The organism is Nocardia farcinica (assembly GCF_029867845.1).
Classification (GTDB): domain Bacteria; phylum Actinomycetota; class Actinomycetes; order Mycobacteriales; family Mycobacteriaceae; genus Nocardia; species Nocardia farcinica_A.
In genome coordinates this window covers 1-5,864 of sequence record NZ_JARWRU010000848.1, presented here as the reverse complement: position 1 = coordinate 5,864, position 5,864 = coordinate 1, and the positions used below count along the sequence as shown (strand labels likewise).

Annotated in this window: 5 protein-coding genes and 1 pseudogene; 4 read left to right on the top strand and 2 right to left on the bottom strand. The window is 71.2% G+C overall.

The window, feature by feature from the left end; genetic code table 11:
- The 3 genes and pseudogenes from QH283_RS18590 to QH283_RS18580 all read left to right on the top strand — a co-directional run.
- Positions 1 to 107 (top strand): annotated as a pseudogene (locus QH283_RS18590) (transcriptional regulator); the annotation flags it as partial.
- A gap of 110 nt (positions 108 to 217) precedes the next feature.
- Positions 218 to 2,038 (top strand): phosphoenolpyruvate carboxykinase (GTP), encoded by a 1,821-nt coding sequence (locus tag QH283_RS18585; RefSeq protein ID WP_280504262.1) that lies wholly within the window; start codon positions 218 to 220, stop codon positions 2,036 to 2,038.
- Complete coding sequence (locus QH283_RS18580; protein ID WP_280504261.1) at positions 2,035 to 3,729, top strand: SulP family inorganic anion transporter; 1,695 nt, start codon at positions 2,035 to 2,037, stop codon at positions 3,727 to 3,729. Before QH283_RS18585 ends, QH283_RS18580 begins: the two co-directional genes overlap by 4 nt.
- A 28-nt stretch (positions 3,730 to 3,757) precedes the next feature.
- Here QH283_RS18580 and QH283_RS18575 read toward each other — a convergent pair whose 3' ends face one another.
- Both QH283_RS18575 and QH283_RS18570 read right to left on the bottom strand, forming a co-directional pair.
- Positions 3,758 to 4,501, bottom strand: a complete 744-nt coding sequence (locus QH283_RS18575; protein ID WP_280504260.1) for a maleate cis-trans isomerase family protein — start codon at positions 4,499 to 4,501, stop codon at positions 3,758 to 3,760.
- Complete coding sequence (locus QH283_RS18570) at positions 4,498 to 5,106, bottom strand: TetR-like C-terminal domain-containing protein (protein ID WP_280504259.1); 609 nt, start codon at positions 5,104 to 5,106, stop codon at positions 4,498 to 4,500. Before QH283_RS18570 ends, QH283_RS18575 begins: the two co-directional genes overlap by 4 nt.
- Positions 5,107 to 5,188: 82 nt before the next feature.
- Between QH283_RS18570 and QH283_RS18565 the strand changes: the two genes are divergently transcribed.
- Positions 5,189 to 5,864: DUF4437 domain-containing protein (locus QH283_RS18565; RefSeq protein ID WP_280504258.1), on the top strand; the 676-nt coding region annotated here is incomplete at its 3' end.

Sequence of the window (5,864 nt, the reverse complement as noted above, 5' to 3'; positions counted from 1 at the left end):
CCTATGAGCTCGCCACCCCCGAGGTCGCCCAGCTGCTGGCCACCGCGCGAGCCATCCTCACCGGGGTGGTCGCCGGTCAGCGCGAAGCGCTCGAACAGCCCGCCTAGCCCGCCTCGGCCCGCGTCGCCCCGGTGTCGTGTGGCGACTCTCACGCGTCGAACTGATTGCAGCTTTTCTAAACTAACTACATTGCACCTTTGTGAAGGAGAGATCCGCTATGACCGATGCCGTCGCCGCCGCATCCACGCCGACCAGGCACGAAGCCGTTCTTGCCTGGGTCGGTGAGATCGCGGATCTCACCGCGCCGGACGAGGTCGTGTTCTGCGACGGCTCGCGCGCGGAATGGGATCGGCTGACCGCCGAACTGGTCGCCAAGGGCACCTTCGTCCCGTTGACGGCCAAGCCGAACTCGTTCTGGTGCGTCTCCGACCCCGACGACGTGGCCAGGGTCGAGGACCGCACCTTCATCTGCTCGCAGGACCGCTCCGACGCGGGCCCCACCAACAACTGGGTCGACCCGGTGGACATGCGCACCGTGATGACCGAGCACTACCGCGGCTCGATGGCCGGGCGCACCATGTACGTCATCGCCTTCTGCATGGGCCCCACCGACGCCGAGGACCCGAAGATCGGCGTGCAGATCACCGACTCGGCCTACGTCGCGGTGTCGATGCAGATCATGACCCGCTCCGGCACACCCGTGTGGGAGTTGCTCGGCGAGGACCGCGAGTTCGTCAAGTGCCTGCACTCGGTCGGCGCCCCGCTCGCTCCGGGGCAGCAGGACGTGTCGTGGCCCTGTGATTCGACCAAGTACATCTCGCACTTCCCCGAGCGCAGGGAGATCTGGAGCTACGGCTCCGGCTACGGCGGCAACGCGCTGCTGGGCAAGAAGTGCTTCGCGCTGCGCATCGCCTCGGTCATCGGCCGCGACGAGGGCTGGCTGGCCGAGCACATGCTCATCCTCAAACTGACCTCCCCTCAGGGGAAGACGCACTACATCGCCGCGGCCTTCCCGTCCTCCTGTGGCAAGACCAACCTGGCCATGCTCGAGCCGACGTTGCCCGGGTGGAAGGCCGAGACCGTCGGTGACGACATCGCCTGGATGCGCTTCGGCGCCGACGGCAGGCTCTACGCGGTCAACCCGGAGGCGGGCTTCTTCGGCGTCGCCCCCGGCACCGGCGCGAAGACCAACCCCAACGCCGTCGCCACCATCGAGCGCGGCAACTCGATCTTCACCAACACCGCCCGCACCGACGACGGCGACGTGTGGTGGGAGGGCCTGACCGACGAGCCCCCGGCGCACCTGATCGACTGGCGCGGCCGCGACTGGACGCCTGCCTCCGAAACCCCCGCCGCGCACCCGAACTCGCGCTACTGCACCCCCATCGAGCAGTGCCCCTCGGTGGCCCCGGAGTGGAACGATCCCGCGGGCGTGCCGATCTCGGCCATCTTCTTCGGCGGCCGCCGCGCGAGCACGGTGCCGCTGATCGCCGAGACCTTCGACTGGAACCACGGCGTGTTCACCGCTTCGGTGCTCTCCTCGGAGACCACCGCCGCGGCCGCGGGCGCGGTCGGTGTGGTGCGCCGCGACCCGATGGCCATGCTGCCGTTCCTCGGCTACCACGTCGGCGACTATTTCGCGCACTGGCTGTCGATGGCCCGGCGCGACGGCGCCCGGCTGCCGAAGATCTTCCAGGTCAACTGGTTCCGTCGCGGTCCGCGGCGCGAATTCCTGTGGCCGGGCTTCGGTGACAACGTGCGCGTGCTGGACTGGGCCCTTCGCCGCCTCGACGGTGAGGCCGAGGCCGAACTCACGCCGATCGGCTACGTGCCCACCCCCGACGCGCTCGACCTGTCCGGCCTCGACGAGCGGGAGCGCGCGCTGGCCGCGCAGGCGCTGGCCGTCGACATCGACGAATGGGTGGCCGAGACCCGCTCCATCGACGAGTGGTACGCCACCATCGGCGGCAACCGCCTGCCCGAGGAGTTGCGCGAGCAGCTGGCCGCGCTGAAGACCCGCTTGGCCGAAGCGAAATGAGCCTGCGCGCACTGCTGCCGTCCTGGTCGGACTGGAGCCCGGCGGTCCGCGCGCCCGGCGCGGACCTGATGGCCGGTCTGATGGTTGCCCTGGTCGCGCTGCCGCTGGCGCTCGGCTTCGGCATCAGCTCCGGCATGGGTGCGGCCGCCGGCCTGGCCACCGCGGTGGTGGCAGGCGCGATCGCCGCCGTCTTCGGCGGCTCCCGGTTCCAGGTGACCGGGCCGACCGGGGCCATGACCGTGGTGCTGGTGCCGATCTTCCACCAGCACGGCGCGAACGGTGTGCTGACCGTCGGATTGATGGCGGGCCTGGTGCTGGTGGTGCTGGCACTGGCCCGCGTCGGACGAGCCGTGCGCTATATGCCCGCCCCGGTGATCGAGGGGTTCACCGCGGGCATCGCGGTGGTCATCGCCTTGCAGCAGTTCCCCGCGGCGCTGGGCGTCGGGGACATCGAGGGCGAGAAGGTCTGGAAGGTGGCCTTCGACGCCGTCCGCGAGTTCATCGGCCATCCGCACGCCGGCGCTCTGATCACCGCGCTGGTGGTGGCGGCGGTGGTGCTCGTCGGCGGCCGCTACCTGCGCAGGTTGCCGGTCGCGTTGCTCGCGGTGGTCGCCGCCACCGTCGCCGCCCGCGTCTTCCCCCTCGACCTGCTCGCGATCGGCGCGATCCCCAGCGGATTGCCCGCGCCCGCGATCGGGTTCGTCTCCCTCGACCAGCTGGGCACGCTCGTCGGGCCCGCCCTTGCCGTCGCGGCGCTGGCCGCGCTGGAATCGCTGCTGTCGGCCACCGCCGCCGACTCCATGGCCGTCGGTACCCGCCACGACCCGGACCGCGAACTGTTCGGCCAGGGGCTGGCCAATATCGCCGCGCCGCTGTTCGGCGGCGTTCCGGCCACCGGCGCGATCGCCCGCACCGCGGTCAACGTCCGCGCCGGCGCCCGCACGAGGTCGGCCGCGCTCTTCCACGCGGTGGTGCTGGCGGGCATCGTCTACCTGGCCGCTCCGCTGGTCGCCCACATTCCGCTGGCCGCGCTGGCGGGCGTGCTGCTGGCCACCACCGTGCGCATGGTCGAGACCGCCTCGCTGGCGGCCATCGCCCGCGCGTCCCGCGGCGACGCGGTGATCATGGCGATCACCTTCGGCGTCACCGTCTTCACCGACCTGGTGACCGCGGTAGCCGTCGGCATCGCCATCGCCGTCGTGCTCGCTCTGCGCGCGGTCGCCAGGGAGGCCCGGCTGGAGCAGATCCCGCTCGACGAGCCCCCGGGGGGCGAGCGGCAGGCCGAGACGCCCGTCGCCGAGCGGCACCTGGCCGAGGAACACCGCCTGCTGCACGACCACATCGTCGCCTATCGCATCGACGGCCCGCTGTTCTTCGCCGCCGCCCACCGCTTCCTGCTCGAGCTGAGCGAAGTGGCCGACGTCCGGGTGGTGATCCTGCGCATGTCGCACATCACCGCCCTCGACACCACCGGCGCACTGGTGCTCGCCGACGCCATCGGCAAACTGCAGCATCGCCACATCACCGTACTCATGTCGGGTCTGCGCGAGGATCACCGGCGCAAGCTCGCCACCCTCGGCGCGCTCCCCGCGGGCGGCGACGCGCAGATCTTCGAGCACACGCCCGATGCCATCGCCCACGCCCGCGGCCTGCTCGCCGCGACGGAAACGGCCGCCGCGGCGACCGGTTGACGCCCGATCGATCGGCGCGCGGGCCGGGTCAGTGCTCGCGCAGCAGACTGCCCGCGCCCTCGACGCGATCGTCGAATCCGTGCTCGCGCAACGCATGCCAGAGCGTGGCGGCGTTGATGGCGACCACCGGCTTGCCGAGTTCACGCTCGAGCGCGTCGGCCTGGGCGACGAAGGACAGGTTGGTGCCCACCTGGACGATGGCCTCGGCCTCGGGGCTGTCGACGGCGTCGACGGTGACGCGGATGCGTTCTGGTGTCTCGCGGGCGATCTGCTGGGCGGTGGGACAGCGCAGGCCGGTGATGGCGGTGACCTCGAAGCCCGCCTCGGTGAAGAACCGGGCGACCTCCGTGTCGGCGACGGGCTGATAGGGGGAGAAGACCGCGATGCGGCGGCAGCCGAGGGCGCGCAGCGCGGCGCGGCAGGCCGAGGCGCCGGTGGTGACCGGCAGGCCGGTGCGGGACCGCAGGCGCTGCTCGAAGGAGGCGTTGCCCTCGACGCCGCCCCAGAAGGTCTCGGCGGACATGCCCATGACCATGCGGTCGGGTTCGGCGGTGAGCACGTCGCGCACGGCGTCGTCGATGGCCGTGCGGATCTGGGTGAGCAGGGCGCGGAAGCCGTCGTCGTCGGCCATCACCGGGTTCGGCAGGTACATCGAGCCCGCGCGATAGCTCACGCCGGGCACGGCGGCGCGCCAGTAGTCGTGTTCGACAACGGTATTGGTGCTCGGCACGACGACGCCGAAGACGGCGCGCGGCCCGACGACATTGGTCACGGGACGTTCTCGTCGAGGTGGTGGGTGCGGGCGAGGACGTGGGCGACCGCGCGGTGCGCCCGCTCGCGGTCGACGGGGTGGTCCAGCAGCAGCGCGTCGACCAGCAGCGGCGAGACCACGGACATGACCGCTTCCTCGACCGCTTCCGCGCCGAGGTCGCCCTCGCCCGCCGCCCGCGCACCGGCCCGGCCGTGTGCGTGGAAGGCCGCGCGGAAGGGCTGGAGCAGGTCATCGACGTAGCGCAGCCGCAATTCCGCGCAGGACGGATCGGCGGCCGAGGCCGTGACGAGCGCGCGCAGGAAGGCGGCGACGGGCTTGTGGCACAGGCGATCACAGAGCCGGTCGACCGCGGCGTGCAGGTCGGCGGCCAGGTCGCCGCTGGTCTCGATCGGCGGATCGGGGGCGACGGCGATGAGCGCGGCCAGGACGTCGCGCGGGGTGGGCCAGTGGCGGTAGACGGTGGAGCGGGCCACGCCGGTCACGGCGTGCAGTCGCGCGGGGGTGAGGGCGGTGGCGCCTTCGGTCAGCAGGAGATCCAGCGCGGCGGTGAGCACGATCTCCTCGGTCTCGGTGGCCGGTCCGGCCGGTCGTCCTGGTCTGGTCACGAATTGACGATACATCTTGTCTCCGAAATTGATAATTGCTACGTTCTGTAGCGGAAAGTTGCGGCCACCCCAGGAGAGCGTCATGCGGCCCCATGTCGAAATCGTCGACGAACAGGACCTGATCTGGCATCCCGCCGAGTTCGAGCACGCCACCGGCGCCGCGCGGCAGCGGAACCTGAGCTACGACGAGGAGGACGGCTCGGCCTCGCTGAAGGTGCACTTCACCGGCGACTGGTCGCGGCCGGCGGGAGTGCACCACGCCGAGACGGAGTGGTACGTGCTCTCGGGCCGGGTGCGCATCGGCGACACCGAGCTCGGCCCCGAGGGCTACTGGCACGCCCCGATCGGCGTGCTCACCCCCGCCCTCGAGGTGGCCGAGGGCACCGAGATCCTGCTGTTCCGGGAGGGCGCGGCCGGGCAGTTCGAGGTCACCGGAAAGGCATGGGACACCGTGCGTCCCGACCAGCGGCTGATCGTGCTCGACACCGCCGGGATGCCGTGGATCGACGTCAAGGACGGCAGCCCCATGCGTTTCGATCTCGGCGGCACCCCGGTGCCCGGCCTCTACATCAAGCTGCTGCACCGTGACGCGACCACCGGCTTCTACACCCGCCTCATCAAGGCCAAGCCCGGCTGGCGGGAGGTGCCGCTGGCGCACCACCCGTGCAGCGAGGAGGCCTACTGCCTCGACGGCGCCTTCGATTACAACTACGGAAAGATGTGGCCCGGCACCTACTTCTGGCGTCCCCCGCTCAACC

Coding starts and splice junctions, on each gene's coding strand:
- QH283_RS18580 (WP_280504261.1), top strand. CDS start 2,035: ATGAGCCTGCGCGCACTGCTGCCGTCCTGGTCGGACTGGAGCCCGGCG.
- QH283_RS18585 (WP_280504262.1), top strand. CDS start 218: ATGACCGATGCCGTCGCCGCCGCATCCACGCCGACCAGGCACGAAGCC.